The organism is Polynucleobacter sp. MG-28-Ekke-A2, from assembly GCF_035012985.1.
Lineage (GTDB): Bacteria > Pseudomonadota > Gammaproteobacteria > Burkholderiales > Burkholderiaceae > Polynucleobacter.
Map to the genome: position 1 here is coordinate 36602 of NZ_JAYGQU010000006.1, position 26113 is coordinate 62714.

Annotated in this window: 31 protein-coding genes; 2 read left to right on the top strand and 29 right to left on the bottom strand. The window is 46.4% G+C overall.

Going from position 1 to position 26113, the window contains the following annotated elements:
- Positions 1 to 21 precede the first annotated feature (21 nt).
- Positions 22 to 363, bottom strand: a complete 342-nt coding sequence (locus VC188_RS05400; RefSeq protein WP_216156792.1) for an ArsR/SmtB family transcription factor — start codon at positions 361 to 363, stop codon at positions 22 to 24.
- Positions 364 to 464: 101 nt separating this feature from the next.
- Here VC188_RS05400 and modB point away from each other — a divergent pair, with 101 nt between their 5' ends.
- Together modB and VC188_RS05410 are read left to right on the top strand one after the other, a co-directional pair.
- Entirely contained in the window at positions 465 to 1118 is a 654-nt protein-coding gene (gene modB, locus VC188_RS05405) for a molybdate ABC transporter permease subunit (RefSeq protein WP_215321942.1), read from the top strand.
- Positions 1118 to 2230 carry an ABC transporter ATP-binding protein gene (locus tag VC188_RS05410; protein WP_323483274.1) on the top strand — a complete coding sequence of 371 codons (1113 nt, stop codon included), beginning with the start codon at positions 1118 to 1120 and terminating at the stop codon, positions 2228 to 2230. Before modB ends, VC188_RS05410 begins: the two co-directional genes overlap by 1 nt.
- Positions 2231 to 2296: 66 nt before the next feature.
- Here VC188_RS05410 and VC188_RS05415 read toward each other — a convergent pair whose 3' ends face one another.
- The 28 genes from VC188_RS05415 to VC188_RS05550 all read right to left on the bottom strand — a co-directional run bounded on the left by VC188_RS05415 (position 2297) and on the right by VC188_RS05550 (position 26110).
- Positions 2297 to 2515, bottom strand: a complete 219-nt coding sequence (locus VC188_RS05415; protein WP_323483275.1) for a DUF2892 domain-containing protein — start codon at positions 2513 to 2515, stop codon at positions 2297 to 2299.
- 17 nt (positions 2516 to 2532) lie between these two features.
- Positions 2533 to 2850 carry a metalloregulator ArsR/SmtB family transcription factor gene (locus VC188_RS05420; RefSeq protein ID WP_323483276.1) on the bottom strand — a complete coding sequence of 106 codons (318 nt, stop codon included), beginning with the start codon at positions 2848 to 2850 and terminating at the stop codon, positions 2533 to 2535.
- 11 nt (positions 2851 to 2861) lie between these two features.
- Positions 2862 to 3839, bottom strand: a complete 978-nt coding sequence (locus VC188_RS05425; protein WP_215321935.1) for a sulfurtransferase — start codon at positions 3837 to 3839, stop codon at positions 2862 to 2864.
- A gap of 10 nt (positions 3840 to 3849) precedes the next feature.
- Positions 3850 to 4476: a DUF6969 family protein gene (locus tag VC188_RS05430; protein WP_323483277.1), complete on the bottom strand. Its 627-nt coding sequence runs from the start codon at positions 4474 to 4476 to the stop codon at positions 3850 to 3852.
- 8 nt (positions 4477 to 4484) lie between these two features.
- On the bottom strand, positions 4485 to 4718 hold the full coding sequence (locus VC188_RS05435) for a hypothetical protein (protein WP_215321932.1): 234 nt from the start codon (positions 4716 to 4718) through the stop codon (positions 4485 to 4487).
- A 24-nt stretch (positions 4719 to 4742) separates the two neighbouring features.
- A complete protein-coding gene (locus VC188_RS05440) occupies positions 4743 to 5303 on the bottom strand; it encodes a YeeE/YedE thiosulfate transporter family protein (RefSeq protein ID WP_323483278.1) in 561 nt (186 codons plus the stop codon).
- 1 nt (position 5304) lies between these two features.
- The gene (locus VC188_RS05445; RefSeq protein WP_323483279.1) at positions 5305 to 5832 is read right to left on the bottom strand and encodes a YeeE/YedE thiosulfate transporter family protein; all 528 of its coding nucleotides are present in this window, start codon (positions 5830 to 5832) and stop codon (positions 5305 to 5307) included.
- Between the two features lie 502 nt (positions 5833 to 6334).
- Positions 6335 to 7051: a Crp/Fnr family transcriptional regulator gene (locus tag VC188_RS05450; protein WP_216191420.1), complete on the bottom strand. Its 717-nt coding sequence runs from the start codon at positions 7049 to 7051 to the stop codon at positions 6335 to 6337.
- Between the two features lie 10 nt (positions 7052 to 7061).
- Entirely contained in the window at positions 7062 to 7679 is a 618-nt protein-coding gene (locus tag VC188_RS05455) for a class I SAM-dependent methyltransferase (RefSeq protein WP_216191419.1), read from the bottom strand.
- A gap of 22 nt (positions 7680 to 7701) precedes the next feature.
- On the bottom strand, positions 7702 to 8910 hold the full coding sequence (locus VC188_RS05460; protein ID WP_323483280.1) for an O-succinylhomoserine sulfhydrylase: 1209 nt from the start codon (positions 8908 to 8910) through the stop codon (positions 7702 to 7704).
- A 60-nt stretch (positions 8911 to 8970) separates the two neighbouring features.
- Positions 8971 to 10509, bottom strand: coding sequence for an amidophosphoribosyltransferase (gene purF / locus VC188_RS05465; RefSeq protein ID WP_215321921.1), 1539 nt, complete (start codon positions 10507 to 10509; stop codon positions 8971 to 8973).
- A 4-nt stretch (positions 10510 to 10513) separates the two neighbouring features.
- Complete coding sequence (locus VC188_RS05470; protein WP_215321919.1) at positions 10514 to 11080, bottom strand: CvpA family protein; 567 nt, start codon at positions 11078 to 11080, stop codon at positions 10514 to 10516.
- Positions 11080 to 11889, bottom strand: a complete 810-nt coding sequence (locus tag VC188_RS05475; RefSeq protein WP_323483281.1) for an SPOR domain-containing protein — start codon at positions 11887 to 11889, stop codon at positions 11080 to 11082. The genes VC188_RS05470 and VC188_RS05475 overlap by 1 nt, the downstream gene beginning before the upstream one ends.
- A 3-nt stretch (positions 11890 to 11892) precedes the next feature.
- Complete coding sequence (gene folC / locus VC188_RS05480) at positions 11893 to 13218, bottom strand: bifunctional tetrahydrofolate synthase/dihydrofolate synthase (protein ID WP_323483282.1); 1326 nt, start codon at positions 13216 to 13218, stop codon at positions 11893 to 11895.
- Positions 13219 to 13222: 4 nt separating this feature from the next.
- Entirely contained in the window at positions 13223 to 14110 is an 888-nt protein-coding gene (gene accD, locus VC188_RS05485) for an acetyl-CoA carboxylase, carboxyltransferase subunit beta (protein ID WP_215359963.1), read from the bottom strand.
- A gap of 6 nt (positions 14111 to 14116) precedes the next feature.
- Positions 14117 to 14914, bottom strand: coding sequence for a tryptophan synthase subunit alpha (gene trpA / locus VC188_RS05490; protein WP_215363291.1), 798 nt, complete (start codon positions 14912 to 14914; stop codon positions 14117 to 14119).
- Between the two features lie 9 nt (positions 14915 to 14923).
- Positions 14924 to 16117, bottom strand: a complete 1194-nt coding sequence (gene trpB / locus VC188_RS05495; protein WP_215363289.1) for a tryptophan synthase subunit beta — start codon at positions 16115 to 16117, stop codon at positions 14924 to 14926.
- 30 nt (positions 16118 to 16147) lie between these two features.
- Positions 16148 to 16825, bottom strand: a complete 678-nt coding sequence (locus VC188_RS05500) for a phosphoribosylanthranilate isomerase (RefSeq protein WP_323483283.1) — start codon at positions 16823 to 16825, stop codon at positions 16148 to 16150.
- A gap of 25 nt (positions 16826 to 16850) precedes the next feature.
- Positions 16851 to 17714, bottom strand: coding sequence for a tRNA pseudouridine(38-40) synthase TruA (truA, locus tag VC188_RS05505; RefSeq protein WP_323483284.1), 864 nt, complete (start codon positions 17712 to 17714; stop codon positions 16851 to 16853).
- A 3-nt stretch (positions 17715 to 17717) separates the two neighbouring features.
- Positions 17718 to 19100, bottom strand: coding sequence for a FimV/HubP family polar landmark protein (locus tag VC188_RS05510; RefSeq protein WP_323483285.1), 1383 nt, complete (start codon positions 19098 to 19100; stop codon positions 17718 to 17720).
- A gap of 10 nt (positions 19101 to 19110) precedes the next feature.
- A complete protein-coding gene (gene asd / locus VC188_RS05515; RefSeq protein ID WP_323483286.1) occupies positions 19111 to 20268 on the bottom strand; it encodes an aspartate-semialdehyde dehydrogenase in 1158 nt (385 codons plus the stop codon).
- 58 nt (positions 20269 to 20326) lie between these two features.
- Positions 20327 to 21397: a 3-isopropylmalate dehydrogenase gene (leuB, locus tag VC188_RS05520; protein ID WP_216263034.1), complete on the bottom strand. Its 1071-nt coding sequence runs from the start codon at positions 21395 to 21397 to the stop codon at positions 20327 to 20329.
- 23 nt (positions 21398 to 21420) lie between these two features.
- Positions 21421 to 22068: a 3-isopropylmalate dehydratase small subunit gene (leuD, locus tag VC188_RS05525; RefSeq protein ID WP_323483287.1), complete on the bottom strand. Its 648-nt coding sequence runs from the start codon at positions 22066 to 22068 to the stop codon at positions 21421 to 21423.
- Positions 22069 to 22100: 32 nt separating this feature from the next.
- Positions 22101 to 22304, bottom strand: coding sequence for a hypothetical protein (locus tag VC188_RS05530; RefSeq protein ID WP_323483288.1), 204 nt, complete (start codon positions 22302 to 22304; stop codon positions 22101 to 22103).
- Between the two features lie 12 nt (positions 22305 to 22316).
- Positions 22317 to 23726 (bottom strand): 3-isopropylmalate dehydratase large subunit, encoded by a 1410-nt coding sequence (gene leuC / locus VC188_RS05535; RefSeq protein WP_215359946.1) that lies wholly within the window; start codon positions 23724 to 23726, stop codon positions 22317 to 22319.
- A gap of 17 nt (positions 23727 to 23743) precedes the next feature.
- Positions 23744 to 25057 (bottom strand): citrate synthase, encoded by a 1314-nt coding sequence (gene gltA / locus VC188_RS05540; protein ID WP_216122349.1) that lies wholly within the window; start codon positions 25055 to 25057, stop codon positions 23744 to 23746.
- Positions 25058 to 25139: 82 nt separating this feature from the next.
- The gene (locus tag VC188_RS05545) at positions 25140 to 25409 is read right to left on the bottom strand and encodes a succinate dehydrogenase assembly factor 2 (protein ID WP_072582240.1); all 270 of its coding nucleotides are present in this window, start codon (positions 25407 to 25409) and stop codon (positions 25140 to 25142) included.
- Entirely contained in the window at positions 25406 to 26110 is a 705-nt protein-coding gene (locus tag VC188_RS05550) for a succinate dehydrogenase iron-sulfur subunit (RefSeq protein ID WP_072582239.1), read from the bottom strand. Before VC188_RS05550 ends, VC188_RS05545 begins: the two co-directional genes overlap by 4 nt.
- Between the last annotated feature and the right edge of the window lie 3 nt (positions 26111 to 26113).

Sequence of the window (26113 nt, forward strand, 5' to 3'; positions counted from 1 at the left end):
AAAAGTGATTTACTGCAAAACTTAATGAATGCTTTCAGCAATCTTTGCGCAGACTGTCTGACACATCTCTACGGTTGCGTTATCCGCAATCGAGTAATAAACCGTTACACCCTCTTTGCGGCGCATTAGAATTCCAGCTTTATGAAGCGCCAATAAATGTCTCGAAACATTGGCCTGGCTTGTGCCACACATCTCTACAACCTCAGAGACGGATTTTTCACCGCTACAGACTGCATACATGATGCGTAAACGTGCGGGCTCAGATAGAACATTGAAATAAGCAGCCACATGCGCAAATACCTTCTCCATCTGTTTTGGAGATAAGTTTTTTGTCGCCTTTTGAACCTTTACCCTCAATTTCACTAGCCTTTTAATATATGCATGTATACGCATATATTTGACCCTTTAAGCAGGTAAATCGGTATAGTGAGATACCCTACATTGCTTAGCAATACAATCAAGCCATGGATACGGATGCAATCCTTCTCTCGCTTAAGCTGGCGCTTTGGACCCTGGTCCTCATCCTTCCATTTGGAGTTTGGGTTGCCCATAGCCTCTTAGGCCTTAATAGAAGCAAACCCTGGGTGGAAGCTGCCCTAGCCCTGCCACTCGTTTTACCTCCCACTGTTTTGGGCTATTACCTTTTGGTTGGCTTGGGCGGAAAGACTTTTTTAGGTATTCCACTGGTGTTTTCCTTTGCCGGAATCCTCATTGCCTCCCTCATAGTCAACCTGCCTTTTGCAATACAGCCGATTCAGCGCGCATTTGAAGCTATCAACCCGGAAATTATTGAGGCCGCCCAAGTCAGCGGCCTATCCAATTGGCAAATTTTTCGCTTGATTGAGCTTCCACTGGCATGGAGAGGCATTACCAGTGCCGCAGTGCTGACCTTTGCTCATACCCTAGGTGAATTTGGGGTCATCCTCATGGTTGGGGGCGCAATCCCCGGAGAAACCAAAACAGTATCGATTGCGATCTACGACAAAGTGCAAAGTTTTGATACCTCAGGCGCCGGCGCACTGGCCTTATTGCTGCTAGGTATATCTCTGATTGCAATTGCCCTTTCATATGGTGTTTTTGGCAAAAGCGTCTCCCAACAGCGCCAACGGAGGGGCTGATGCTTAAACTCAAAATAAGCCAAGCACTCCCTAACCCTCTGCAAATTACGCTGGAATGTGCAGCCGGTCAATTGCATGCTCTTGTGGGGCCATCTGGTAGCGGCAAAACCAGCACTCTGAGAACGATTGCCGGCCTCAGCCAAGCTAAGATTGGAAAAATTGAATGTGATGGTGAGACCTGGTTTGAGGCCAATGAACTTGCAGGAGTAATACAGAACCTGTCTCCCGCGCAACGTTCTTGTGGATTTTTATTTCAGCAATACGCTCTCTTCCCGCATCTATCCGCGCTTGAGAATGTTCTCATCCCTTTACAGAATTCTGCACATAAGGTGGCTGAACGTAAAGCCCTTGCTCAGGACTGGCTAGGTCGCATGGGCATTTCTGAACTTGCCCATCGTTTTCCACACCAACTCTCGGGCGGACAACAGCAACGCGTAGCACTTGCTCGCGCATTGGCACGACAGCCAAAGATCTTATTGTTAGACGAACCATTTTCCGCTGTTGATGCGCCAACGCGACAAGGTCTATATAAAACTCTTGCTGATTTACGCAAGGATTTAAACATTCCAATTGTGTTGGTTACACATGATTTGCGTGAGGCCGATCTGCTTGCCGACCGTATTACCGTGATTGATAACGGCATCAGCTTACAAACGGCAGCGCCCCAAGTGCTATTTCAAAGGCCTAGAAACTCACGTGTAGCCGAGTTGGTTGGCATCAGCAATTTATTTCATGGGATATTTAATGCGGGCAATCTCACTTGGGATGGCTGCGATAAAACCTTTGCCGTGGCCGATAAAGGCAAAATCCCCCCCAATGCCCAAGTAGCATGGGTGATTCCGCAAGATGGTTTGAGTATCCATAACGCACCAACCTTGACCAGCACTCCAGCGATTGCCGCAGAGATTAGTGTCTTAGGCCAAATTGCGGTAATCCAACTACAAATTCAAAATAGCATACATAAAATTGAATGGGTTGCATCAGCATCTGAAGTGAAAAGATTGAATATGGAAGTTGGCAGCCAAATGTATATTGAATTAAATGGCAATCAAATTCACATCATGCCATTGCGGCCAATCAATGATCCTAGGCGATTTGTTGATAGCAACTAGAGATTTTCAGAAAGAGTGATGCAAAATCTGCAAACTCTTTCTGATTTCAGCGATATAGCTTCACTCTTATTTACAGCAACCGCTGCCGCCACATGAAGAATCGGTAGAGCAAGTATTGACCCCTAGGAGTCGGTACGCCGGGCAAAATCTAAATAGCCCCGTTGCGAGAGGCACAACACCAATCCAACCCCATATACCTAAAGTTCCGGTTACGGCTAGACCTATTAATACCAAGCCAACTACCATACGTAACATACGATCAACACCACCGACATTGCATTTCATATTAAGACCCCTTTTGGTTATTTACTGCAGTATTTTTGATAAAGCACATTCATCACTTCCAAAGCAATCTGATTGGAAAGTGAATAATGGATTTGCTTACCATCTCTTCTGGTTTGGACCAGCTCTTCATTTCTAAGAACCGTGAGTTGCTGAGATAATGTAGACTGATGAATATCAAGACATTCCTCGAGCTCACCAACACACATCTCCCCCTGACTTATCTGGCATAGCAACAGCATGCGATCTCTATTTGAGAGCACTTTCATCAAGCGACAAGCCTCGTCTGCTGATGACTGCATCTTCTCTATATTAATACCGTCCTTAAGTACTGGCATGATGGGTACTCTTAGTTCAGCGGAACACCGACCAATGGGCGGCCTTCAAGAGTCCAAAGATATAAAGAGCCATCGTACAACTTAGTAGATTTATTGCCCACTAGCTCTGACATAACAAACCAACCACCAGCTGCTAAGTGGCCAGTATTGCAATAGGCAATTGTTGGGCCTTTAACACTTAAACCATTGGCTGACATCAACGCATCGTAAGTATTCTTTTGCCAGAAATACAATGCACCATTGCTTGGCTTTGCCAACAATTCAGGCGCCAACTCTTTTGAGCCCGCAATATGGCCAAAGGTCAGCACATCTGGACGTTTTGCAAGGCCTAAGTATTGGGCAGGCTGACGCGCATCCAATAATTGTGGCTTACCTGCTTTGGACGCAGCAGCTACATCATCTGAACTAGCGATTAATTCTTTGCGATATGCTTTTGCAGACCAATTGCCAGTCACTTTTTGAGCATTGTTAGTTACATATTCACGCCCCTCACCGAGCCACCCAGCAATACCGCCATCCAAGACAGCCACTTGATCTTCGCCATACACCTTGAATGACCAATAGGTTCTCAATGCCTCGTCGATATCGGACATATCCTGCCCTATAGGCACGAGCACAATCGGCTTATCAGAGTTGATACCTAAAGATTGAACCAATTTCTCAAAATCTGCTTTTTCAGGAATTAGAAACTTAATCTTTTTTCCATCGACTAGACGCTCTACACGTACCTTCTTAAAATCCAAGAGAGTGGAATTAGTAATATGGCCACCAACTTCTACCAGGAATTTCTTACCAGTCTTTTTGTCAGTATCAAACTCAGGGTTTCTAAGGTAGCTGGCTAAATCTGTTCTAACTTCAATTATCTGTACATCAGATTGATTATTGGATAACCAATCTGCGCTGACTACAGGACCAGGCAATGTAATTGCCTGAACTAGGCTCACCAAGCCGGTTAGGGCAGCTGCTAAAAGCAATTGAATTTTTTTCATCTCTACTCCCTTATGAATTTACAGCTAACAAATTATCTGAAAGACGGCCCATCAAATCAATCTTGCATTCCGTTAATACATGATGCTTTTTTGAGTTCAATACCAGCTCACGATTGCCCCACTCTGCCACTAGCTGAGCAATCTTTTGATCTCGCTCCAAAATTAGAGCCTCAATCTCTGCGGCAAATAATTGAATCAAAGCACTGATCCAATTGCTTACTGGAGCCATGCGACCTTTTACGGTCATTTGAAATTCTTTAGCGAATTTGATGACAACGTCCGAATTCGCCATCTCTTCACCGGTGACCCACTGGTTGGTAGTAAATAAGCGAACTGGCAAACCTTTCTGGTCTAAAGAAATGCCAACAAGGTGATGAAAGCTCCGTACATCACGCTTAATCACATGAAAATGGCCATGCTCACCATTGGGCATCTCATCTGCAGAATGCGCATGGTAGTAGAACTCATAACCACTATGCTCATCCACAAGATCATTACTTGGATAGTGCTGCCACTCAATAAAATCCTTGGCACCACATAAAGCAGCTTCATTCACGGTGCGCCCGGTTTCGGCATATCGCATCTGAATATTTGCTAGCGATTGTGCGGCCAACCAGAAATTAGATTGAGTAAGCATATATTTAATTACTCTGCAGCTTTACGCTTTTTAGGACCGCAAGGATTTGCAGGGCCACAGGGGTTAGCTGCTTTTTTCTTTGCAGGGCCACATGGATTTGCTGACTCTTTTTTAGGACCGCAGGGATTCTTCTGCTCTGCGCCTGATGGATTAGCAGGGGCATCTGCTGAATGTGCTAAAGGCGCAGCCGCCAAACCAGCTAAAGCCATTGCCAACGCAGCTACTGTTGATTTCTTAGACATAACTTTCCTTTTAAATAATTAAACCTAGAAACTAACGGGACCCTTGGACTTCTTCTCCATCCAAGAACCCAAGATAAATACTCCGACGGCCGCAACAACCATACCAACATCGATTGATAAACCTGAAAGATTGAAGGCATCGGGCAATGAATCAGCCTTAGCGTATTCACCCAAGGTTGTTAAGAACTCAATACTTGGATAGATGCCAGCAAACAATACGGTCCCTAACAATAAGCCAAGCAAAAATATGGCCGCATCAATGCGTCCAGACATCAAACCGACGACTGAGGTTCCAGGGCAATATCCACCAATTGCAAAGCCTGCACCAACAAATGCTCCACCAAGAGCGGCAGCACCTAAAAATGCAGGTGGTACAAATAAATTACCAGCATCTACAAAGCCCACCTGCTCCAAAATTAGGAGGCCAACGGCAGCAAACACAATAGCAGTGAACATCACCTTAAACACAGACCAATCTGTTAAGCGAAATTGGCCAGTTAATTTATTTGGATTACCAAAACCGGCACGCTCCAATACAAAACCAAATCCAGCACCTAATAGGAGCCCCGAAAGAATTTCACTCATCTTATTTCTCCTCTTTCAAGAAGCGACTTGTCAATAAACCTACGGCAAAGAATGCTCCCAGGAAAGTAAAGCCAGCCAGACTTAGTACTGCTGCACCCGACAAACCAAGGCCGCTAGTGCAACCCGCTGCGACTCGTGCACCAAAACCAGCCAATATGCCACCAAATAAAGCCGTAATGGATCGCTTAGAACCGCCTAAAAACTTTTTGCCGTCCAGTTGAATATGAATTCTTTTTGCCAGGAATGCGGATAGCAATGCGCCTATAGCCACACCAGTCACTTGCCATGTAATCCATGCATTTAATGGCTTACCCTCTTCAACCATCCCGCCGAGGTAGTCGTTTGCATTAGTTGCAACTGGAGCAATATGCATCCCAACCCAGGCTGTTAAGCGCGTCGTAAAGCCAGTAGCTCCCAGCCCATGACCTGTAATTACAAAAGTGGCCAACAAAACCATTCCGAGAAGTATTCCCGCTAACAGTGGATTCATATATTGAGCCGACTTGGTCTGCTCTACTTCATTATGCATATTTACTCATTTCATTTAACCAATTAACAATATATATATTTATATAGTATACAACTGACATACAAAGTCAATGAATTGAAATGAAATAGCAACATTTATTTGATCTACATCATGTAATTCAGTTTGGGAGCAATAAAACGGGGGCTTAGCTTAAATCTCACCGTTAATTTTGGTTAGATCCAATGCATCTCAGTAAAGGATGCCGCAACAATAGTAATAAATTAGTGACAGGAAAGTCATCACGCGTCATAGCAGAGATGGCCATTAGACTTTGTGGACAAACTGGTCCGTTTCAGGATGCGTAAACTTTCTTAGCCTTGGAACAACCCCACTTAGATGATCCTGCAGCAGGGTTTCTACATCCCAGCTCATCAATGCGCATCTCAACCTCTGTGTAAGGAATGGCAATTGAGCCCGGTAAATTACCAAACTCAATCCCTCATGCTAAATTAACTAAACCGTCCAACTTTATGGGGTCAGCTCAAAGGCAGTCTTTATATTTTTAAACACCGGCTTGAGAAAAGCCTTCAAGATTTTTTATACTCGGAATTTGAATACTTAACTTTCCGATATTAGAAATTAAGCCCTGTTCCGCCATAGAAGCAAGGGCTCTACTAATAGTTTCAAACTTCACGTCCATCATTAGGCCCATATCCTCTCTTTTAAAGAGTGGCGCAACTGCCATATCACCTGAGATCTTGGCAATTCGTAAGAAAAATCGGGCCAGACGCACTTCAATTCTTCCGGTATTGATTTCAGAAAACCATGACTCCGACTGAGTCAGAGCTTCACCCCATTTTTTTACAATTTGGCGATGTAAGCGTGGAGACTCTTCACCCAAGCTGGAAATAATAGCTTTTGGTATGCGACATAAATGGATATTTGATAAGGCAGTGGCTGAATGAGCATAACTCTTACCCAACAAAGCCTCCATACCAAACAAATCACCCGGCATTACTAATCGGACTATTCTAGTTGAGCCATCGGAATTGATATGCAATAGCTTTATATAACCCTCACGCAAGGTAAATAAATGCTCAGCAGAATCTCCCTGCGTGTAAATCCCTGCATTTGCTTCGAAACGTAAATCATCAATTGGTGAATGAATTTTAGAAAAGTCTTCCTCATTCAATTCGGCAAACAATGCAGAGCTGCGAATAGAGCATGCATTGCAATCACTATTACCCTGCCATGCACTTTTAATTTCAATAGTTTTCATAGGAAAGCAATCACTTCTTAGCAACCAATCCTAATATTGCAGACATGCCAGTGTGCCTTGGACCTTCAGAAAGTTCTTTCTCGTAACTTACAAGCTCGAGTATTTCAAAGTCTTTAGCGAGACCTCGAATCATTTCTTCTGTATAGAGATGCTCTATTAATGATGGGCCGCCGGTTTTGTAATCCAGTTGTTTAGGGGTATAGCCCTGAAGGATGAAGAGGCCACCGGGCTTTGTCGCCTTATAGGCTTGCTCAAAAATTCTAGCGCGCATTACTGGATCAGCAAACTGAATGAAGATACCAATCACTGCGTCATAAGTATTTTCTTGCCACGCATAGCTATCGGTATCAGAGAATGAATACTCAACTTGCACTTGATTATCTTTAGCAAACTGCTTTGCTTTAGCAAGCGCGACATCAGACGCATCAAAGCCAAAAACTTGCATGCCTTGCTTGGCAAGCCAGACGCCGTTGCGACCTTCGCCGTCAGCAATACATAAAACCTTATCTTTGGGCTTTAGGTATTGCTTTGTTTTCTCAACGAGATACTCATTAGGCTCTTTACCAAAAATAAACTCTTTCTTGTCAAAGCGTTCGTTCCAGAACTGGGTGGCATCCGCGAAACTCATAGACCTATCCTGATGTACTTGATTATTTTTTGAGTCCGCCAACGAGGTCGTTCTTTAAGTCGTTGATGTTTTCAAGGCCAACAGCAATACGCACCAAGCCATCAGAAATACCGGCGGCTTTACGAACCTCAGGCGTGACACGGCAATGTGTTGTTGTAGCAGGATGTGTAATAGTTGTGCGAGTGTCGCCTAAGTTTGCAGTAATCGAGCAAAGCTTTGTTTGATTGATGAGCTTGAACGCAGTCTTCTTGCCACCCTTCAAGGTGAAAGACACAATCGCCCCACCCTCTTTTTGCTGGCGCATTGCCAACGCATGTTGAGGATGCGATTTCAGGCCAGGATGGTAAACGCGCTCCACTCCAGATTGCTTCTCAAGCCATTGAGCCAAGGCGAGTGCATTCTGACTTTGTTGCCTCATGCGAAGTTCTAAAGTCTCCAAGCCCTTGAGGAATACCCAAGCATTGAATGCAGATAGCGTTGGGCCTGCGGTACGCACATAGGGGAATACTTTACCCATAATGAAATCTTTGCTACCCACAATTGCTCCGCCGACCACTCGACCCTGTCCATCCAGGTACTTTGTTGCCGAATGAATCACGACATCAGCACCAAGTGCTAATGGTTTTTGCAAAGCAGGTGTACAGAAGCAGTTATCCACCGCAAATAAGGCGCCTGCTTTTTTAGCAATCTTTGAAATCGCTCTGATATCAGCAATCTCAGTCAACGGATTGGAAGGTGTCTCAAGGTAGAACAGCTTAGTATTTGGCTGAACGGCGGCCTGCCATGACTTGGTATCAGCCAAATCAGCATAAGTGGTTGTAATGCCAAAGCGGCCCAAGATATTAGTGAACAACTGAATCGTTGCACCAAATACCGAGCGCGAGCAAACCACGTGATCACCTGCTTGTAAATGCGCCATTGCCATTGTAAGAATGGCAGACATTCCGGAAGCGGTAGCAATACAAGCCTCACCATCCTCTAAAGCAGCCAAGCGATCTTGAAACATGCTCACGGTTGGATTGGTAAAGCGAGAATAGATAAAGCCTTGGTCAGCATGCGCAAAACCATCGGCTGCTAACTCTGCACTATCAAAACAAAAGCTTGATGTTAGAAACATCGCCTCTGAATGTTCTTGGTATTCAGCGGTGCGACGAGTACCAGCGCGAACCGCTAAGGTCTCGAGCGCAAGCTTAGAAAAATCGGGTTTTTTACGTATAGTTTTGCTCTTCATGCTGCTATTTTGACACCGAATCATGATTTTGCCTCGAGCGAGGCAAAATCCTGTCGCTTTTTAGTCTTCGGTGGCCAAATGCAGGTGGAGTTGTGAACGGGCGAAATCGCTCGAATCCTTTTGGCGGTCTGCCTTCGCGTCAGAGGTATTTCTAGCGGCCTCCAAAGCATCTAGATAGGACTCGGTGATATCGCCAGTTACGTAGAAGCCATCGAAGCAAGAGGCCTCAAAGTTCTTAATATCCGGATTAACATCTCTTACCGCCTGCTTCATATCTTCAATACTTTGATAGATCAACTGATCGGCACCAATCATCTTATTAATCTCTTCATCGGTACGACCATAGGCAACCAATTCGCTACGGGTTGGCATATCAATACCGTAGACGTTGGGGAAGCGCACTGGCGGCGCAGCAGATGCAAAGATCACTTTCTTGGCACCGGATTCACGAGCCATCTGCACAATCTCAAATGAGGTAGTGCCACGAACGATAGAGTCATCCACAATCAAGACCGTCTTATCTTTGAACTCAATGCGCATAGCATTGAGTTTTTGACGAACAGATTTCTTACGAACGGCTTGGCCTGGCATGATAAATGTACGACCGATATAACGGTTCTTAAAGAAGCCTTCACGGTAATCCACGCCCAATTTCTTTGCTACTTGCATAGCTGCTGGACGACTGGAATCCGGAATCGGCATCACTACATCAATTTCATCGACATTAGTCTCTTTGCGGATCTTCTCAGCCAAGTAATCGCCCATACGCATACGCACGTTGTAGACGGTCACACCGTCAATCGTTGAGTCTGGACGGGCCATATAGACATACTCAAAAATGCAAGGCGTTAACACTGCATTCGGCACACATTGACGTGAATAGAAATTGCCGTCCAAGTCAATATAAATTGCTTCACCTGGATGAACGTCGCGCACAAACGTAAAGCCTAGACCTTCAAGCGCTACAGACTCAGATGCAATCATCCACTCAGGGCCCTGAGGAGTATCGATACGGCCAATACACAGCGGACGAATGCCATACTGATCACGGAAGGCTAATAAGCCATAACCCGCTATTAAAGAAACTACTGCATAAGACCCTTTAACGCGATTGGTTACACCAGTCACAGCGTTAAACATCGCGCCCTCATCCAGGGCTGCACTATTGGTTTCTTTTTGAAGTTCGTCAGCCAATACGTTAAGCAATACTTCAGTATCAGAACTGGTGTTGATGTGACGACGATCGCGATAAGCCATCTCAACACGTAAGCTTGGAGCATTTGTTAGATTACCGTTATGCGCCAAGATAATGCCGTAAGGTGCACTCACATAGAAAGGTTGCGCCTCTTCTTCACTACTTGCAGAGCCTGCAGTTGGGTAGCGCACTTGGCCAATACCAGCGTTCCCAACCAAGCTACGCATATTGCGAGTTCTAAACACATCTCGTACCAAGCCATTGGCTTTATGCATCGTGAATGAATTACCGTTCATCGTTGCAATACCTGCCGCATCCTGTCCGCGATGCTGCAAAAGCAGCAGCGCATCATAGAGAAGTTGATTTACTGGTGAGTGGGAAACAGTTCCGACGACGCCGCACATATCTCTAGATTCCTATTGTTAATTTAGGAGTAATGGTAGGGCTAACTTTAGGCATTGCATCACCCAATTGCTTAGCCCAGTCGGCAGGTAGCCAACCTTTAATTAAACCGGTTGCCATATCAATTGCTGGTCTGGTAATGGCGTTCTTCCAAGCCATACTTTGCGGGATGGGTGTGAGTGCCGCTAGAGTAGCCAACACTACTATGACCAAGCCACCACGGATCACGCCAAATATTAAACCCAAGAAGCGGTCTGTGAGACTAAGACCCACTGACAAAATAATCTTCTGCACTACCCCACCAAACAAACCACAGATGATGAGGGTTAATACAAACAATATGATGAAACTCAAGCCAAGACTCAGTAATTCATCCAGATGAAATGTCGAGAGCCACTCGGTTGAGAGGTAGTTACTGTAGTGATAAGCAACCCAAGCTGCGGCGAACCAAGAGGCTAAAGCAAGGACCTCTTTAAATAAACCGCGAGAGATGCCAACTAAGGCAGAAACCAAGAGCACAACTAGGGTGAAGTAATCCACCGATGTTAGCTTGAGGGTGGACAAGTATTCCATTACTGTTTACCAGACTCGACGAGTCTTGGTGTAAGACCCATCGCCTTAATTTTCTTTTCCGCTGCTTCTGCGACGTCTTTATCAGCAAAGGGTCCTGCTCGTACAAGGAAAATCTTGCCACCATCGACACCCGCCTTACTCAAGGTATAACTCGGAATGTTTTGATTTTTGAGTCTTGCGGACAAGGCCTTTACATTAGCCTCGGATGCAAAAGCACCAATCTGAATAATGTACTTACCTGAACCTGAAGTGCTAGGTTTAGGGGCATCTTCTGCCTTAGGTTTCGGGTCAGCTTTAGGGCTTGCCGCAGCAACAACCTCTTCACCCGCGGCTAAACCTAATGCGCCCGATTTAGTTACTGCAGGCGCTGCTGGTTTGGTGTCTGCCTTAGTTTCTACTTTTGCTTCTGGCTTTACTTCTGGCGCAGGTGCAGCGGCAACCTTGGGAGCTTCTTTAGCAGGCTCAACAGGAACTTCGGCCTTAGGTTTTTCTTCAGCCTTGGGTTCTGTACCGGGAATAGGTAAGCTGGTAACAATGCTTACTGCGATATCGTTAGATGATGCCTTTGGTTTGTTATCCAAAATACGAGGCAAGCCAATAACAGCAATTAATACGAGGACAGCAGCACCAATCAGACGATGGCGCGCTCTTTGCTGTTCTGGATCTTCTGTGAGGGCAAGTTCTTCAGCTTCTGCTGCGCGCTGAAAACTGCGTGGGGCCGCTCGTTTGGCGGTGCGACTACCCCTTGAACCTATTTCAAGGTCATCAGACTGGGTTTTTCGCTTAAAAAAGCTTGGTAAACGAATCATGGATCAGTGGGCCTGGTTGTTTCGGTAAGTCATTACGCCTGCAACGGTATAGAAGGATCCGAAGGTCACAATTCTATCACCCTCACCCGCCAAAGATAGCGCTTTTTGATACGCTAAAGCAGGTTCTGGGAAGCATTCAATTCCCCCGTCTGACCCATTTTTTGGCTTTACTCCCATAGATTCAAGCTTCTCGGCCAAGGCCTTAGCGCTGGCAGCTCTGGGGGTCGGTAAATCGGTACAAAACCAGAAATCTACGATGTTTAAGAGGGGTTTAATCACCCCCTCAATATCCTTGTCAGCCATAGCCCCAAAAATGGCATAGGTGTAGGGGTGGTAACCCATCTTATCGAGCCCCTGAGCCAAGGTAGCAGCAGCATGGGGATTGTGGGCAACATCCAATACCACGGTAGGCTGACCCGGGAGAACCTGGAATCGGCCTGGTAACTCAACCAATGCAAAACCATTGCGAATATCCTGGGCGCTCACTGGTAAGCGCTGATGTAAGGCCATCAAGGCAGCTATTACTGCCGAGGCATTCAGAATCTGATTGGCACCTCGCAACGCTGGGTACCCAAGCCCACTAAAGCGCTTTTTGCGCCCAGCCCAACCCCATTGCTGTTTATCGCCCTGGAAGTTGTAGTCACGCCCCTGCAACCAGAGATCACAGCCCAACTTTTCAGCATGATCAATCAGCGATTGTGGTGGTACAGGATCGCCGCACACCGCGATATGTCCTGGACGGAAAATACCCGCCTTTTCTAGGCCAATGGCTTCGCGTGTGCCACCCAAAAAATCCGCATGATCGATATCGATACTAGTCACAATTGCGCAATCAGTATCAACGATGTTGACGGCATCTAAGCGACCACCCATACCCACTTCCAAGACAACCGCATCTAAATTGGACTTAGCAAACAGATGCATGATAGCTAAAGTAGTGAACTCAAAATACGTTAAGGTCGGTGCATCGACTAGACTCACCCGAGCTTCTTCGACAGCAGCAAAATGTTCAAGCAAGAGATTGTCTTTGACATCTTCACCATTGATACGTGCACGCTCATTAAATTTGAGTAAATGTGGGGAGGTATGGCAACCGACTCTATAACCAGAAGCCAACAGAATGCTCTCCAGAAATGCACAGGTCGAGCCTTTGCCATTTGTGCCGGCAACCGTAATTACTGGGCAATCAAAATGGAGATCTAAGGCAGCCTTCACGCGATTGATGCGCTCAAGCCCCATGTCTATGCCAACGGGGTGAGCAGTCTCGAGGTGGCTAAGCCAAGCCTCTAGGCTAGGAAATAATATGGGGGCTTGGTGTGCTGAGCTCAAGCGCTTAAACGACTGCGCTACCCGCGATAGCAGGCTCAGGAAGCTTTTGTAACAAAGCAAGTAAACGCGCGATTTCACCGCGCATCTGACGACGATCAACAATCATGTCAATACCGCCCTTTTGCATCAGGAACTCAGATCTCTGGAATCCTTCAGGCAATTTTTCGCGAACAGTTTGTTCAATCACGCGTGGGCCGGCAAAACCAATCAAGGCTTTTGGCTCAGCCATCACTACATCACCCATGAAGGCAAAACTTGCAGAAATACCACCCATCGTCGGATCAGTCAGCACGCTGATATAAGGCAAGCCTTTTTTCGCCAACAAGGTCAACATCGAGTTGGTCTTGGCCATTTGGAAAAGGGATAACAAGCTTTCTTGCATACGCGCACCGCCAGTAGCAGTGACACAAATGAAGGCGCACTTCTTATTAATTGCCTCTTGGACTCCGCGGGCAAAACGCTCACCCACTACTGAGCCCATCGAGCCACCCATGTATTGGAATTCGAAACAAGCAGCTACTACAGGAATGGCTTCAATCTTGCCGCCCATGACAATCAAGGCTTCAGATTCACCAGAAGCATCATTCGCTTCTTTAATGCGATCTGGGTATTTTTTAGAGTCTTTAAATTTCAGCGGGTCAGTTGGATAGATATCAGCACCGATTTCATAGCGGCCTTTTTCATCTAGCAAGCTGTCTAAGCGCAGACGTGCTCCGATACGCATGTGATGACTACATTTTGGGCAAACGGATAAATTGGCTTCAATATCAGTGCTGTACAGAACAGTTTCACAACTGGGGCACTTGACCCACAATCCCTCAGGCACTGACTTGCGATTTGCAGGGTCAGTATGTTGAATTTGGGGTGGGAGTAATTTATCTATCCAGCTCATTAGTTTTTAGCTATCCAATGCGTCGCGTATCTCACGAATGAAGGTTTCCAATGATTGTACTGCCTGCCCAGGGGGCGCATCCTCTAAAAGACGAATAATTCGGCTGCCAATCACAACCGCATCCGCACTTACCGATACCGCCTTGGCACTAGCTGCATCGCTAATTCCAAAACCTACAGCAATCGGAATATCCGTCTCTTCACGAATTTTCGGGATGATGCTAGCCACATCCTGCGTATTGAGGTTAGAGGCGCCAGTAACCCCTCTCATAGAAACGTAATAGATATAACCAGAAGCTATTTTGGCCGCCTCTTTAATGCGCTCATGTGATGAAGTAGGCGCTAATAAGAAGATCGGGTCAATACCGGCAACACGCATACGAGCGGCAAAGTCCACGCACTCTTCTGGTGGGTAATCCACTACGAGAACACCGTCGACACCAGCAGCCTTCGCTTCGGTTGCAAAACGCTCTGCTCCCATTTGCTCAACTGGGTTTGCATAACCCATCAAAACAACTGGTGTATTGGCATCCAGCTTGCGGAATTCTTTCACCATCTCTAAGCAGCTATGCAAAGTGACGCCTTGAGTCAGTGCGCGTTCCGATGATCTCTGAATGACAGGGCCATCAGCCATTGGATCTGAAAATGGCACACCTAATTCAATCACACTTGAACCACCACGAACTAATGCATGCATGAGTTCAACGGTTTGTTTAGGATCTGGATCGCCTGCAGTAATAAAAGGAATTAACCCCTTCTTGCCTGTAGCTTTTAACTCTTTAAAGAGCGCAGTAATTTTTGACATAACTCTTTCTTAACCTTCTGAACCTGTTGCCTGTGCAACGGTATGCATATCCTTATCACCACGGCCAGAGAGATTGACCAAGATCGTCTTGTCTTTAGGCAAGGTCTTAGCAAGCTTGCAGGCATAGGCAATAGCATGAGAAGACTCAAGCGCAGGAATGATGCCTTCAATCTGGCAGCAATCATGGAATGCTTGGAGCGCTTCTTCATCTGTAATCGCCACATAGTCTGCACGACCAGAATCCTTTAACCATGCATGCTCAGGGCCAACTCCTGGGTAATCCATGCCAGCAGAAACAGAGTGCGTTTCAGAGATCTGGCCATTCTTATCTTGCAATAAATAAGTACGGTTGCCATGCAACACACCAGGCGTGCCAACGCACAAGGCTGCTGAATGCAAGCCGCTACCCAAACCATGTCCTGCAGCTTCAACACCAACGAGTTTCACTTCCGGGAAATCAATATAAGGATAAAAAATGCCCATCGCATTAGAGCCGCCGCCAACACAGGCTAAAACATAGTCAGGCTGACGACCAGTCATCTCTGGCATCTGTACTTTGCACTCTTCACCAATCACGCTCTGAAAATCTCTCACCATCATTGGATAAGGATGTGGTCCTGCGACAGTGCCGATGATGTAGAAAGTGTTATCTACGTTGGTAACCCAATCGCGCATCGCCTCATTGAGCGCATCTTTCAAAGTCTTGGTACCAGATTCCACTGGAACTACCTTGGCGCCAAGTAACTTCATGCGGAATACGTTTTGTGCCTGACGGGCTACGTCCACAGAGCCTTGATAGACCGTGCAGTCTAGACCAAAGCGAGCACAGATCGTTGCTGTAGCAACACCGTGCTGCCCTGCTCCTGTCTCAGCAATAATGCGAGGCTTACCCATACGCTTGGCCAACATCGCTTGACCAATCACGTTATTAATCTTGTGTGCGCCGGTGTGATTTAAATCTTCACGCTTCAGGTAGATTTGTGCGCCACCCAGCATTTCGCTCCAACGCTTAGCGTGATAGACCGGTGAGGGTCTACCAACAAAGTGTTTGAGCTCGTAATGAAACTCTTCAATGAATTCTGGATCGTGTTGATACTTTGCATAAGCTTCTTTAAGCTCATCTAAGGCAAACATCAATGTCTCAGAAACAAACACGCCGCCGTAAGGACCGAAGTGTCCTCGTGCATCTGGCTTGTCGTACATAGCTACCTCTTTTGATTTATCTACAGCAAATTATTGGGATGATGCTTTGGCATCCGCTGCGCGCACTGCTTGAACAAATTGGGCCATGAGCGCAGGATCTTTAACACCCCTGCTGCTTTCTACGCCACTACTGACGTCAACCGCGCAAGGATGCAGGCGTGCAATGGCCTCGCCCACGTTGTGCGTGTTCAATCCACCACTCAAAACGACCCGAGGCGCGTTTTCGCTTACCCATGTCTGTGGAATCCCCTGCCAATCAAAAGGAACGCCCCCGCCACCGTATCCCTCAACCAGAGCATCCAGCAGAAAAGCGTTTGCATCCCCATATTGTAGGGAAAAATCGTCAAAAGCGAAGCCAGTTCCTACACGAGCAGCCTTCATCCAAGGCTCGCCTGCAGCAAGCTGGGCACAGCGCTCAGGGGTCTCATCCCCATGAAACTGCCATAAGGTGATCGAGGCGGCAGCCCGAATAGCGGCAAATTCTTCATCTGTAGCATTTACAACCAATCCAACGGCATCTACCCCCGCAGGAAGTCTAGAAATGAGCTGAGCGGCGATATTAGGGCTCACAGCCCGAACGCTAGGGGGATAAAAGACGAAGCCAACAGCATCCACCCCCGCAGAAACAGCGGAATCGATGTCAGCAGCCGTCTTTAAGCCGCAGATTTTGACCCTAGTTCGGCCCGGAGAATATGTCAGTAAGCCCATAAATGAATGATAAGGCCAAGGGCCTTTATTTTCCTTGCGCTTTCTTTTGCTCTTTCTTTTGCTTCCCAATGACCTGAGCTGGCAGCCAAGAGTTTTCCAACCAAGGCTGGGGGATGGCAAATTCGTCCGGATAAGTGATTTTGGCCAAATACAGGCCATCGGCCATAAAAGTAGGAGCGGCGATTTGCCTATTCTTAGCAGCCAAGACTTCGGCCATCCACTCCGGCTTTTGTCTGCCCTGACCAATTTGCAAAAAACAGCCGACCACATTGCGGATCATGTGATGCAAAAAAGCATTTCCCCGGATCCGGAAATACAGCCATGGTTGATCAGAAATAATCTCAATGGAGTAAATCGTTTTTACCGGTGTTTTACTTTGGCACTCAGATGAGCGAAAAGAACTAAAGTCGTGTTCGCCAATCAAGCACTCAGCTGATTTTTTCATAGCCTCGACATCAAGCCATTGATTTGGGGGCACCAGTAAGTAACCTGCGCGTGAGTGCGACATCGGCGCACGACAAGGCCCCGCTTGCAAGGCATAAATATATTCACGCTCATAAGCAGAGAAGCGCGCACTGAACTCATCAGAAACTGGCTTTGCCCAGTTAATAACAATCGATGGCGGCAAGAATGAGTTCACACCCCTTACCCATGAAAAGTCTTCACGCTCAACATTGGTATCAAAGTGCACAACCTGTCCTAAGGCATGTACACCAGCATCGGTTCTGCCTGCGGTGATTGTATGAATGGGCCGTTCTGCACAAGCCTGCTCACCAACAAAGGCTGTAATGGCCTTTTCTAATTCATCTTGTACTGTGTTGTGATTGACTTGGGTTTGCCAGCCTGAATAGGGGCTGCCGTCATACTGAAGGCCAAGGGCTATGCGCATGGTTTAGGTATTGCGATGCGAGATTTCTGCCAACAAGCCCTGCGCCTCAATGGTGATGGCTGGATCGACAGAATTACTGATACGAAGCACTTCATCCAAAGACTTTTTAGCTGCAGAGAAATCTTCGATCGTGATGTAAGCACGCGCCAGATTCAATTTGACGCGCAAAGTATCTGCAAGTGGATTTGACACTGGAGCAGTTATTGTTGCAGGAACCTCTTTAGCGGGCTTTGAAAGATCAAGATCTATACCATCAAACAATGTCTTTGCACGAGCCGGCATTTCAAAATGAGAGCTGGCTGCAGGCTTCTCATTTTTAGCAACATGATGTGTGTCGGCATGAAAGCTTGGCGCTTCTGAGCGACGCGCATTGCGGGCTAAGCCCCAGAGCAATAAACCGGTTAAACCTATCAAACCAATAGCCAGAATAGCTGGGCCAAATCCACCTAAGCCAAAATTGCTGTCGACTGCTTTCTTCTCCTTAGATTTATCTAGAAGTCTCTGTAAGTCAGCGATATTCTTTTCTAACTCAGCAACCCGAGCTTTAGTCTGCTCCAACATCTTCTCTTGAGCGACTAACTCTTCAGTGTAGCGACGCTCTTGATCGTTGCCATCAGCGCTTGAACCAATCTTCAGTCGATCCTTAGGAACAACTTCCTCTGTTTTAGCATTACCTGATTTTCCATTAGCAGTGCCTGCTTCTTTTTCGCCATGTTCCGCGCGCCACTGTTCGTTAGCATCTGCTACAAACTGATTTGCCTCTACCGGACTAATGGAGCGCAGCAGCGCCTGACCGGGTTTGGACAACTCAGCTCCTGCGGCCAGGCGATTGATGCTACCGCTAGCAAAGGCATCGGGATTGGCCTTATACAGGGCCATCATGGTTTGATCTAAGGTAGCACCATCCAATTGAGGTGCCATGATGGCAGCTATCTCAGATAAGGACTGCCCCGGCTTTACAGTGATCTTCTGCACATCACCAAGTAACAATGTGAATGTCTTAGTAAGACTGCCGCTAGACCAATTGAGATTAACCAATACATCTAAGAATGGATCATCAGTCATCGGTACAGAATTGACTGTCTCTACCAATACCATCAGTTGCTCTTGACGATTGCGGTACACCATTGCCTGCGGATTGAGCTCAAGAATCTTTTGTGAAATGCCTAATCGCTCATAAGATGCCTTATTAGGCATTATCACGTTCAGGGTTGATAAAGCACCTTGCTCATCTGCACCAACTCGAACTGGGATCTCTACACGCAGTGACTCGCCGGGACGGGACTGAAGTTGAGGAGGGCCCAAGCTAATCGCACCAGCAATAGATGACCAACTAAGCAGAACAACACAAAGTAGCTTTAAGCCTAGTTGACCAATACGAAACATAAAAGTGAAATTACTTCTCAAGCAAAATGCGCAACATGCGGCGCAATGGCTCAGCAGCGCCCCACAAGAGTTGGTCGCCAACAGTAAAGGCTCCCAAATACTCTGGGCCCATTGCCATCTTATGCAAACGGCCAATAGGTACAGTCAATGTACCGCTGACAGCAGCAGGCGATAAATCACGCTCGGTAGTTTCACGATCATTCGGCACTACTTTGACCCACTGATTATCTGCAGCCAAAATCGCTTCGATTTCTTTGAGTGGAATATCTTTTTTCAGCTTAACGGTCAAACCTTGTGAATGGCAACGCATTGCGCCAACACGCACACACAAACCATCAATTGGAATGCTGCCAGGTGTACGGAATGCAGGACGACCTAAGATCTTGTTGAACTCAGCGCCACCCTTCCACTCTTCTTTAGTTTGTCCATTCTCAACAGGTACGTCGATCCATGGAATCAGGCTACCCGCTAAAGCAGTATTGCGGAAATTCTTATTCGGGAAATCAGCGGAACGTAATGTCTCAGTAACCTTGCGGTCAATATCGAGAATCCAAGAAGATGGATCAGCCAACTCAGTAGCTACACTGTCACGCAAAGCACCCATTTGCAGCAATAGCTCACGCATGTTTTGAGCACCAGCACCAGAAGCTGCTTGATAAGTCATCGCGCTGATCCACTCAACCATGTCAGCCTTAACCAAACCACCCATAGCCATCATCATCAAACTCACAGTGCAATTAGCACCGATCCAATTCTTCCCCCCAGCGGCTAAAGCCTTATCAATCACCGGGCGATTAACGGGATCTAAAACCAATACTGCGTCATCCTTCATGCGTAACGCACTAGCTGCATCAATCCAGTGACCATTCCACCCTGCTGCACGAAGCTTGGGGAAGATGTCATTGGTGTAGTCACCACCCTGGCAAGTCAAGATGATGTCGCAACGTGACAATGTTTTGATGTCATTCGCATCTTGCAAGGCGCTTTCGGTCTTAGTCACTTTTTGACCATTGAGCAAAGGTACCTCACCACCCGCTTGGCTGGTACTAAAAAATACAGGCTCGATTAGGTCGAAATCTTTTTCAGCCAACATCCTCTCCATGAGAACGCTGCCGACCATACCGCGCCAGCCAACTAAACCAACTAAAGGTGTTTTTGAATTTGCCATGATGAACTATCTAGTGAATGTGTTTGTTTTGCTTCTTGTTTTGCTTCTGTTTAATATCTTACGCAAGCGCTGCAACTACAGCATCGCCCATTTCAACCGTTGATACTTTTTTCGTGCCTTCGGTATAAATGTCTGCCGTTCTTAAACCTTGCGCTAAGACTTTCTGCACTGCTTTTTCAATGCGATCCGCTTCTGCAGGCATACCTAATGAATAACGCAACATCATTGCTGCAGACAAAATGGTGGCCAATGGATTGGCGATTCCCTTGCCAGCAATATCCGGTGCAGAACCATGGCTAGGCTCATATAAGCCCTTATTGTTCTTATCTAAAGAGGCAGATGGCAACATACCGATTGAACCGGTCAACATTGCGGCTTCATCTGACAAAATGTCGCCAAATAGATTGCCGGTTACCACCACATCAAATGCTTTAGGCGCTTTAACCAACTGCATCGCAGCGTTATCCACATACATATGAGATAACTCAACATCTGGATAGTCTTTAGAAACCCGAATCATGACTTCACGCCAAAGCTGAGAAGTCTCTAATACGTTTGCCTTGTCTACGCTGCACACTTTTTTACCGCGCTTGCGTGCTGCCTCAAAAGCAACATGTCCAATGCGCTCTACTTCAGGCTCGCTGTAATGCATGGTGTCGAAACCTTCACGCGCACCCTTGAACAAAGGCAACTCTGAAGTGCGAATACCGCGTGGCTGACCAAAGTAAATATCACCATTGAGCTCACGCACAATCAAGATATCCAAGCCGCCAATGATTTCTGGCTTAAGACTTGATGCAGCTGTAAGTTCTGGATAGCAAATTGCTGGTCTGAAATTAGCAAACAACTCGAGGTGTTTACGCAAACCCAAGATGGCTTGTTCGGGGCGCAGTTCGCGTGCAAGCGTGTCGTACTTCCAATCACCTACCGCACCAAACAAAATAGCATCCGCTTTTTTAGCAAGCTCTAGGGTGGCTGGTGGCAAAGGATGTCCAGCGACGTCATAAGCTGCTCCGCCTACGGGGGCTTCTTCTAAATCAAACTTTGGGCCAAGCGCTTGGAGCACTCGAACGGCTTGAGCAACGATTTCCGGGCCGATACCATCGCCCGGTAGAACTGCAATTTTCATGAAAGGCCTTTAAATCAACGAAATTACGGCAATTGTGTCGCAAGCCAAGGCATTTTTAGAATGCGCTCGGCTTCATAAGCCTTAATTTTATCTGCATGTTGCAGGGTTAGGCCAATATCGTCTAAGCCGTTAAGAAGGCAATACTTTCTAAATGGGGCCACTTCAAAGCTATAAGCAGTGCCATCGGGGGCAATAACCTGCTGTGCTGCTAGATCGATGGTTAATTGATAGCCGTTAAACGCTTGGGTTTCGTTAAAAAGATGGTCAACCTGCATTTCAGTCAAAACAATCGGCAAAACACCGTTTTTGAAGCAGTTGTTGTAGAAGATATCTGCAAAACTAGGTGCAATCACCGCTCTAAAGCCAAATTGATCTAAGGCCCAAGGAGCATGTTCACGAGAACTACCGCAACCAAAGTTTTTGCGTGCAAGCAAGATGCCGGCGCCTTTATAGCGTGCTTGATTAAGCACAAAGTCTGGATTGATGGGACGCGTACTGCAATCTTGACCAGGTTCACCATGATCGAGGTAGCGCCATTCATCAAACAGATTTTGACCAAAGCCAGTCTTCTTGATTGATTTTAGAAACTGCTTCGGAATAATGGCATCGGTATCCACGTTCTCGCGATTAAGCGGAGCAACTAAACCTTTGTATACCGTAAATTTTTCCATGATTCGACTTTTGCTCTATTTACTCTAAATGTTTACTTCACAGGGGTAACAACAACATCCTTACCCTTGGTTTGAGATTGATTGTTTTGCGTGTTGCCAGATCCGCCCATGGAAGTTCCCATGTTTTGCAAGTCTTTACCAACACCTTCCATGGTGCTGCTACATGCAGAAATAATGATTCCAGCGATGCCAATCATTGCGAGTCTAGAAATTAAAGAGAGTGAAGAAAATTTCATTAATCAGTTTCCTTATGAAATCTTACGAACGTCAACAAAGTGGCCTTCAATTGCTGCAGCGGCTGCCATTGCAGGGCTAACCAAATGCGTGCGACCACCATTACCTTGACGACCTTCGAAGTTGCGATTCGATGTTGAGGCGCAACGCTCTCCCGGCTCCAAGCGATCAGCATTCATGGCCAAGCACATAGAGCAACCAGGTTCACGCCATTCAAAGCCAGCAGCCTTGAATATACGATCCAAGCCTTCACGCTCTGCTTGGGCTTTTACCAAACCAGAACCAGGAACAACTAATGCCAACTTCACATTGGCAGCAACTTTTTTACCTAAGCGATCTACAACCTTAGCAGCAGCACGCATATCTTCAATGCGACTGTTAGTGCATGAGCCGATAAATACTTTATCTATAGAGATACTGCTTAGAGGAGTGTTTGGTGTAAGGTTCATGTACTCCAAAGCACGCTCCATTGCTGAACGCTTGTTTGGATCACGCTCTTTTTCTGGATCAGGAACACGCTCACTAATCGGCAGCACCATTTCTGGTGAAGTTCCCCAGGTAACCTGTGGAGCGATTTCTTCTGCACGCAATTCGACTACGGCATCAAACTTTGCATCAGGATCTGAATGCAAGGTTCTCCAATATTGCAATGCCTGCAACATCGCTGGGCCCTTAGGCGCATATGGACGACCCTGAATATATTCAATCGTAGTTTCATCTACAGCAACTAAACCGGCACGAGCACCAGCTTCAATCGCCATATTGCAGATAGTCATACGACCTTCCATAGAAAGGTTGCGAATGGCTTCACCAGCAAACTCAATGGTGTAACCCGTACCACCTGCAGTACCAATCTTGCCAATCACTGCAAGAACAATATCCTTAGCAGTAGAGCCCGGTTGTAAGCGACCATCAACGCGTACCAACATGTTTTTGCTCTTCTTCATGAGCAAAGTTTGGGTTGCTAATACGTGCTCGACTTCCGAAGTGCCAATACCAAACGCCAAAGCACCAAAGGCGCCATGGGTGCTGGTATGAGAGTCGCCGCAAACTACGGTCATGCCAGGCAAAGTTGCGCCCTGCTCTGGCCCGATGACATGAACAATCCCTTGGCGGGTGTCGTTCATCTTGTATTGGGTAATTCCAAAGGCATCGCAGTTTTGATCCAAAGTATCTACTTGCAACTTGGATATCGGATCAGTAATTCCTTCGGAGCGATCAGTTGTTGGTACGTTGTGATCAGAAACCGCCAAATTAGCGGAGATACGCCAAACTGGACGGCCAGCCAAATTCAAACCCTCAAATGCCTGGGGACTGGTTACCTCATGAAGCAACTGACGATCGATATAAATCGTGGCTGTGCCATCTTCTTCAGAGTAAACAACGTGGTCGTCCCACAATTTGTCATAAAGCGTACGAGACATGAGAGACCTTAAATACCTTATTTACGAACCGAGATGTTCGGAACCTTGCGCGCTGTTTCACCCACGTACAACTGACGTGGACGTCCAATTTTGTACTCAGGATCAGTGATCATTTCTTCCCACTGAGCAATCCAACCCACTGTTCTTGCCAAGGCAAAAATACAGGTGAACATTTCTGTTGGGATACCTAAAGCACGTTGAACGATGCCTGAGTAGAAGTCTACGTTTGGATAGAGCTTACGGCTAACAAAGTAGTCATCTTCCAAGGCAATCTTTTCGAGAGTCATTGCAAGCTTAAACAATGGGTCGTCTTGGAGGCCAAGCTCATTCAACACTTCGTAGCAAGTTTCACGCATCAACTTTGCACGTGGGTCAAAGTTTTTATAAACGCGGTGTCCAAAGCCCATCAAGCGAACGCTAGAGTTCTTATCTTTTACTTGAGCGATGAATTCATGAATCTTGTCTACGCCACCGTTTGCCTGGATTTCATTCAACATCTGCAAGCAGGCTTCGTTTGCGCCACCGTGAGCTGGGCCCCAGAGGCAAGCAATACCAGCGGAAATCGCTGCAAATGGATTTGTGCCAGAAGAGCCGCACAAACGCACTGTAGAAGTAGAAGCGTTTTGCTCATGATCAGCATGCAATGTGAAGATGCGATCCAAAGCGCGCACCAATACTGGGTTTACTTTGTATTCTTCACATGGTGTTGCAAACATCATGCGCATAAAGTTAGCGGTGTATGACAAAGAGTTATCTGGATAGATAAATGGCTGTCCTACAGAATATTTATAAGCCATCGCAACCAAAGTTGGCATCTTCGCAATCAAACGAATCTGCGCTACTTCACGCGCCTTAGGCTGGCTGTAGTCAATCGCATCATGGTAGAACGCAGCCATTGCACCAACCAAGCCTGTTAATACCGACATTGGATGCGCATCGCGACGGAAACCACGCAAGAAGAATTGCATTTGCTCATGAACCATCGTGTGGTGCATGACCATTTCTTCAAAGTCTTTTTTCTCAGTGGCATTAGGCAAGTCGCCATTGATCAAGAGGTAGCAAACTTCCAAGAAGTCACAGTTATTAGCTAAATCTTCAATTGGGTAGCCGCGATAGAGCAACTCACCCTTATCGCCATCGATGTAAGTAATTTTGCTATTACATGACGCAGTAGATAAGAAGCCTGAGTCGTAAGTGAACTTACCAGTCTGACCATAGAGCTTACGAATGTCGATTACATCAGGACCCACTGTCCCTTTATAAATTGGCAGATCAATATCTGGTGTTCCATCCGAAAACGAGAGTTTTGCTTTGATGTCCGATTCAATCATTTCTAATCCTTAGTCATTCAAAAATATGATTAATACACTATTCGCTCATGCACCTGTACAACTACTGCACCAAAATACTGAATTACTTCTCTCTCAGCCTTTGTAAAACCATCTTGAAAGAGTCTGTTTGCATCTCTTTCTCCAGGCTGGCCACAGAATCTTTACGACCAATCAATAAATCCATCAAGTCGTTGTCATCTAAAGCTAATAACTGGCTTAAAACTTTTCCGTCTTCTACGCTTAATTGAGTGCCGTAACGCTCAAAGAAACGCTGCAGAATTAAATCGTTCTCTAGCAAGCCCCTACGAGCATCACTCTTTAAACGATATAACTCTGCATTGCCGAGGGTCATACTGCCCTACGAACCATCAACTCCTTGATCTTGCCAATTGCCTTCGTTGGATTCAAGTGCTTAGGACATACGTCCACGCAATTCATGATGGTGTGGCAACGGAACAAGCGGTATGGGTCTTCCAAATTATCCAAGCGCTGATTGGTATCTTCATCACGGCTATCCGCAATAAAGCGATAAGCCTGCAATAAACCAGCTGGGCCAACGAACTTGTCTGGATTCCACCAGAAAGATGGGCATGAAGTTGAGCATGATGCGCACAAGATGCACTCATACAAGCCATTCAACTCTTCACGCTCTTCAGGACTCTGGAGACGCTCTTTTTCAGGAGGAGGATTGTCATTTACCAAGTAAGGCTTGATTGACAAATACTGCTTGAAGAACAAAGTCATGTCGACGATCAAATCACGCACTACTGGCAAGCCAGGCAATGGGCGCAATGTGATGACCTTAGGCAAAGTCAACATATTGGTCAGACAAGCCAAACCATTTTTACCGTTGATGTTCATGGCATCTGAACCGCACACGCCTTCACGGCATGAGCGACGATAAGAAATCGACTCATCTTGCTTCTTCAAAGAAATCAAAGCGTCCAACAACATACGCTCACCAGTGAGTTCTAACTCATAACGTTGCATGCGTGGAGCAGCATCGACATCTGGATCGTAGCGGTAAATTTCGAATATACGGATATCACTCATCTT

Bases quoted from the DNA above. Each gene is read 5' to 3' on its own strand.
- asd (WP_323483286.1), bottom strand. From the start codon at position 20,268: ATGGCAAATTCAAAAACACCTTTAGTTGGTTTAGTTGGCTGGCGCGGT.
- trpA (WP_215363291.1), bottom strand. From the start codon at position 14,914: ATGTCAAAAATTACTGCGCTCTTTAAAGAGTTAAAAGCTACAGGCAAG.
- VC188_RS05430 (WP_323483277.1), bottom strand. From the start codon at position 4,476: ATGCTTACTCAATCTAATTTCTGGTTGGCCGCACAATCGCTAGCAAAT.
- purF (WP_215321921.1), bottom strand. From the start codon at position 10,509: ATGTGCGGCGTCGTCGGAACTGTTTCCCACTCACCAGTAAATCAACTT.
- VC188_RS05440 (WP_323483278.1), bottom strand. From the start codon at position 5,303: ATGAGTGAAATTCTTTCGGGGCTCCTATTAGGTGCTGGATTTGGTTTT.
- trpB (WP_215363289.1), bottom strand. From the start codon at position 16,117: ATGTACGACAAGCCAGATGCACGAGGACACTTCGGTCCTTACGGCGGC.
- truA (WP_323483284.1), bottom strand. From the start codon at position 17,714: ATGCGCATAGCCCTTGGCCTTCAGTATGACGGCAGCCCCTATTCAGGC.
- VC188_RS05460 (WP_323483280.1), bottom strand. From the start codon at position 8,910: ATGAAGAGCAAAACTATACGTAAAAAACCCGATTTTTCTAAGCTTGCG.
- VC188_RS05510 (WP_323483285.1), bottom strand. From the start codon at position 19,100: ATGTTTCGTATTGGTCAACTAGGCTTAAAGCTACTTTGTGTTGTTCTG.
- VC188_RS05415 (WP_323483275.1), bottom strand. From the start codon at position 2,515: ATGAAATGCAATGTCGGTGGTGTTGATCGTATGTTACGTATGGTAGTT.
- VC188_RS05425 (WP_215321935.1), bottom strand. From the start codon at position 3,839: ATGAAAAAAATTCAATTGCTTTTAGCAGCTGCCCTAACCGGCTTGGTG.
- leuB (WP_216263034.1), bottom strand. From the start codon at position 21,397: ATGAAAATTGCAGTTCTACCGGGCGATGGTATCGGCCCGGAAATCGTT.
- VC188_RS05410 (WP_323483274.1), top strand. From the start codon at position 1,118: ATGCTTAAACTCAAAATAAGCCAAGCACTCCCTAACCCTCTGCAAATT.
- leuC (WP_215359946.1), bottom strand. From the start codon at position 23,726: ATGTCTCGTACGCTTTATGACAAATTGTGGGACGACCACGTTGTTTAC.
- VC188_RS05455 (WP_216191419.1), bottom strand. From the start codon at position 7,679: ATGAGTTTCGCGGATGCCACCCAGTTCTGGAACGAACGCTTTGACAAG.
- accD (WP_215359963.1), bottom strand. From the start codon at position 14,110: ATGAGCTGGATAGATAAATTACTCCCACCCCAAATTCAACATACTGAC.
- VC188_RS05550 (WP_072582239.1), bottom strand. From the start codon at position 26,110: ATGAGTGATATCCGTATATTCGAAATTTACCGCTACGATCCAGATGTC.
- VC188_RS05500 (WP_323483283.1), bottom strand. From the start codon at position 16,825: ATGGGCTTACTGACATATTCTCCGGGCCGAACTAGGGTCAAAATCTGC.
- leuD (WP_323483287.1), bottom strand. From the start codon at position 22,068: ATGGAAAAATTTACGGTATACAAAGGTTTAGTTGCTCCGCTTAATCGC.
- VC188_RS05445 (WP_323483279.1), bottom strand. From the start codon at position 5,832: ATGCATAATGAAGTAGAGCAGACCAAGTCGGCTCAATATATGAATCCA.
- VC188_RS05530 (WP_323483288.1), bottom strand. From the start codon at position 22,304: ATGAAATTTTCTTCACTCTCTTTAATTTCTAGACTCGCAATGATTGGC.
- VC188_RS05475 (WP_323483281.1), bottom strand. From the start codon at position 11,889: ATGATTCGTTTACCAAGCTTTTTTAAGCGAAAAACCCAGTCTGATGAC.
- VC188_RS05435 (WP_215321932.1), bottom strand. From the start codon at position 4,718: ATGTCTAAGAAATCAACAGTAGCTGCGTTGGCAATGGCTTTAGCTGGT.
- VC188_RS05470 (WP_215321919.1), bottom strand. From the start codon at position 11,080: ATGGAATACTTGTCCACCCTCAAGCTAACATCGGTGGATTACTTCACC.
- modB (WP_215321942.1), top strand. From the start codon at position 465: ATGGATACGGATGCAATCCTTCTCTCGCTTAAGCTGGCGCTTTGGACC.
- gltA (WP_216122349.1), bottom strand. From the start codon at position 25,057: ATGATTGAATCGGACATCAAAGCAAAACTCTCGTTTTCGGATGGAACA.
- VC188_RS05450 (WP_216191420.1), bottom strand. From the start codon at position 7,051: ATGAAAACTATTGAAATTAAAAGTGCATGGCAGGGTAATAGTGATTGC.
- VC188_RS05545 (WP_072582240.1), bottom strand. From the start codon at position 25,409: ATGACCCTCGGCAATGCAGAGTTATATCGTTTAAAGAGTGATGCTCGT.
- VC188_RS05420 (WP_323483276.1), bottom strand. From the start codon at position 2,850: ATGCCAGTACTTAAGGACGGTATTAATATAGAGAAGATGCAGTCATCA.